3 protein-coding genes and 1 pseudogene are annotated in these 3,622 nt (G+C 66.9%); 1 reads left to right on the forward strand and 3 read right to left on the reverse strand.

Features of this window, described 5'->3' with window-relative positions; genetic code table 11:
• From AAC997_RS00005 to AAC997_RS00015, 3 genes and pseudogenes are all read right to left on the reverse strand, one after another.
• Positions 1-362: pseudogene (locus tag AAC997_RS00005) on the reverse strand (mechanosensitive ion channel family protein); the annotation flags it as partial.
• Between the two features lie 153 nt (positions 363-515).
• Positions 516-1,226: a glutathione S-transferase N-terminal domain-containing protein gene (locus AAC997_RS00010; RefSeq protein WP_340643643.1), complete on the reverse strand. Its 711-nt coding sequence runs from the start codon at positions 1,224-1,226 to the stop codon at positions 516-518.
• 402 nt (positions 1,227-1,628) lie between these two features.
• The gene (locus AAC997_RS00015) at positions 1,629-3,326 is read right to left on the reverse strand and encodes a hypothetical protein (RefSeq protein ID WP_340643644.1); all 1,698 of its coding nucleotides are present in this window, start codon (positions 3,324-3,326) and stop codon (positions 1,629-1,631) included.
• A 136-nt stretch (positions 3,327-3,462) separates the two neighbouring features.
• On the opposite strand from AAC997_RS00015, the gene AAC997_RS00020 reads away from it, so the two are divergent.
• Positions 3,463-3,622, forward strand: a 160-nt coding sequence (locus AAC997_RS00020; RefSeq protein ID WP_340643645.1) for a WbqC family protein, incomplete at its 3' end; no start/stop codon positions are given.

The following is a 3,622-nucleotide window of genomic DNA, read 5'->3' on the forward strand; positions in this document are numbered from 1 at the left end:
ATCGCCAGGGACGCCGCGCCCAGGACGGCGATGACCGAGGTGGTCTGCACGCCCAGCTGCTGCAGCACCGCGATCAGGCCGATCGCCACCACCAGGTATTTCACCAGGGCCGAGACAAAGGTGCCCAGGGTGCGGTCGGCCGCGTTCGGGCGATGCACCTGCGCCATGGCCCGCTCAGCCATGGTCGACAGGCGTCCTGCAGACCACAGGGTGACCGCCAGGATCAGGGCGGCCACCAGGATGCGGACCGAGAAGGATCCGGCCGCGACGGCCAGACTCCGCAGGATCATCGGGTCTCCGGAAAGCGCCATCCCCAGCGAGTCCAGAAGCGGTGCGGTGGGAACGTCGGTCTGAGGGGCCATGAATATCCAGAGAGGTTGGTGGGACGTAATGCCCCGGCGCCGGAAAGGTTCGCCCCGATCGCGACCTCTATGGAGGTGTCGCCCATAGCTTCACCAACCCGGAGGCCGATGGCGTCCGCATGCCCGGCATCCTCTACGACGCGGGCGCCGGCCTCACTGACGCTCGGCTTCAGCCATCGCAGCCGCCGCCTTCGCCATCAACTTTTCAAAAGAGCCGTTGCGGATCATTTCACGACGCTCCTCCAGCCCGCGATGCAGCTCTCCAAGCGTCTTGGCTGCGTGCTCGTTCTGCTGAATGGCGGTCCAATAGGCCGCCACGTTGGCGTTCTTTTGGATCGGGTCCTCGACACCGACGCTCGGCAGCACGTTCTCGACGAGGAACAGGGCGGGCACCAGCGCGCAATCGGCCATCGTGATGCGGCCCATGCAGGCGAACCCGTCGCGCCCGATCATCTTGTCCAGGGCCTTGACGTTCCGGACCACCTGGCCGCCGAGCAGGTCAACAATGCCCTGGTTGCGGGTGGCCGCGCGCGACTGGGGTGAGAGCATGAACATGTTATTCATGATGTAGATGTCGCCGATCCGCGCCACAGTGCGGATATGGGCGGTCTCGCGTGGGGTGGCTCCCAGCATCGAAGGCTCAGGGTAGATTGCTTCGATATATTCCGCGATCACCTCCGACTCCGGCATCATGTCGCCGTCGATATCCAGCACGGGGATGCGGCCGATCGGATGTTCCTCGCGGAACTTGGGCGTGCCGAAGGTGGCGGGCCGCTCAAGGGTGATGTCGGTGATGCCCTTGGCGTAGATTTGCATCCGCACGCGGGCTGAGTAGGGGCTGAGATCGCCGGAATAGAGTTTCATCTGCAATAGCGCTCCTTGGCGCGGCTCTCGGAAATGGCGGGTCGCGAGCGACCTGAATTCTGGCGTTCAAAACCATCTTGTTGGGCGCGGTCTGAGAAGGTCAACGTTTCTTCCTGCGGTGACCAAGGCTCCCATGAGATCCCGGCGAACGCGAGCGCGCGTTGTTCGTCGGGACCTGGACGGCCACTTGTCGGTCATCATCGGGCGCCCGCCGCCAGGCGTCGCTGCGATGAATTTCAGTATTTTCAACGGCCTAGAGCCGTCCCGACTAGGGCGACGGTGATGTGGCGGCCGTGGCTGTCCAGGGCCCTGAAATGCCCGCCCGGCGGGGGCGACAGACCCCCCTGTGAGGCCGATCTCGGCGCCCCTCTTCCTCCATCCATGGCGGCCGACATGTGCGGGTCAGGCCGCGGCCTTCCACCGGTCGAACATCTGCCGGAAGGCGTCCTCCAGCCGCCGGGTGAACCCCGCCTCGTCGCGGATCGGTGAGGCCTCGAAACGCGGTCGGACCTCGGCTCGCAGGGCGTCCAGCGCGGTGAGGTCCTGGGTCAGCGCCAGGGCCTTGGCGACATAGTCGTCCCAGCTCTCGGCCACCAGTTGGTGCAGGCCCAGCGGCTCCAGGCGCAGGGTCCCGATGCGGCTGTAGAAGTCGGAGCCCCGTAGGGTCAGCAGGGGCACGCCATTGGACACCGCCTCCGACGATGTGGTGCCGCCGGGCGCCGGGGAGGGGTCCAGCGCCAGGTCGATACGGCCGAAGCTCTTCAGGTAATCAGGCCCCGTGGAGTGGCCCTCGAACACGATCTGCCCGGCCGTGACGCCTTGGCCCAGGAAGCGGGCCAGCACGGCGGCCTGCAGGACCGGGTCGACGAAGTACCGGTACTTCAGCAGCAGTTTCGAACCCGCCCGCCCCTTCAGGATCGCCGCCCAGGCCGCCACCGTGGCGTCGTTCAGCCGGGCCGGATGGTTGAAGCTGGCGAAGGTGACATAGCCGTTGGCGAGCGCCGGGGTCGGCGTCGGGTCCAGCCGCTCGCCCGGCCGGAAGGGGACGGCGATGGGGCCCAGGCGCCAGATCTCCTCCACGAACAGCTCATCGTCGCCGGGCGCCTGGGTGCCGTCGGCGTGCAGGACATAGTCCATGGCCGTCAGGCCGGTGGTCTGGACATAGTTGATCCAGGCGGCCTGGATCGGGGCGGGCTTCAGGGCGAAGACCCCGAGCCGACCGCCGGAGGTGTGGCCCCACAGGTCCACCAGGATGTCGATGCCGTCGCCGGCGATCAGGCGAGCGGCGTCGACGTCGCTGAGCGTCCCGATGCCGCGCACGGCGGTGGCGCGGATGGCGGTCTCGGTCGCCGGATCGGCGCAGTAGATGAAGACATCGACTCGATCGAGGTCGTGGTTCTCCAGCACCGGTACGATGAACTGGCGCAACTGGCTGCGCAGGAAGCTGGGCGCCACATAGCCGATCCGCAGCTTGCGTCCCGCCAGGTCGGGATTGGCGAAGGGACGGTCGGCCGGGTCATAGCTCGGGGCGTAGAGCTGCGCCCACCGCCTGGCCTCCGCAGCGTGGAGGCGAACGCCGTCCTGCGCGAAGAAGCAGGCATAGAGCAGGAACTCGTGGGCCATCGAGCTCTTGTAGGTGTCGGCCGCCAGGGTGAAGGCGACGATGGCCTCCGGGATGCGCCCCTGATGCAGCAGGGACAGGCCCCAGCGCATGATTACATTGAACGGCGCGCCCGGCTGCGGGGCGACCTGGCCGAAGGCCGACGAGGCCAGGCCCATCTTGCCGTCGGCATAGGCCTGGTCGCCGATCTGCAGGGCGTAGTTCGGCTCGGAGACGAACCGGCCCATGTCCGCCTGCTCGCTGATGACCTGCAGGGCGTGGAAGGTCTGAGCGTCCAGCAGCCACGATTGCTGGCCTTCGGCGTCGCCTGCCGCGCCCAGGGCCGAGGCCATGGCGTAGTGCAGGCGGTGGTCATAGATCGGGACCTCGATCAGGGTCTGCAGACGCTCGACGGCGGCCACGGTACGGCCTGCCGCGATGTCGGACTGGGCCAGGGCGATCTCGGCGTCCAGGTCAGGCTCGTCGCCAGGAATGTCCATGAGGTCCTCGGCGGGAATGCATCGGCGGGCAAATCGCGGTTAAGTCACCTAAGACCATCCACTGACTCGGGCGAGGCAAAAGGTTGAGAGCCGCGGCGCGACATAGACCCGAGCGTCGCCCATGATCGCCGCGATCATGCAGCCCTACCTGCTGCCCTATATCGGTTATTTCCAACTCATCGCGGCGGCCGATGTCTTCGTCATCTATGACGATGTCCAGTACATGCGCGGCGGCTGGATCAACCGCAACCGCATCCTCCTGAACGGCGCCCCGCACTGGCTGACCCTGCCGGTGA

Origin of the sequence: Phenylobacterium sp., assembly GCF_037968635.1 — a bacterium.
Lineage (GTDB): Bacteria > Pseudomonadota > Alphaproteobacteria > Caulobacterales > Caulobacteraceae > Phenylobacterium.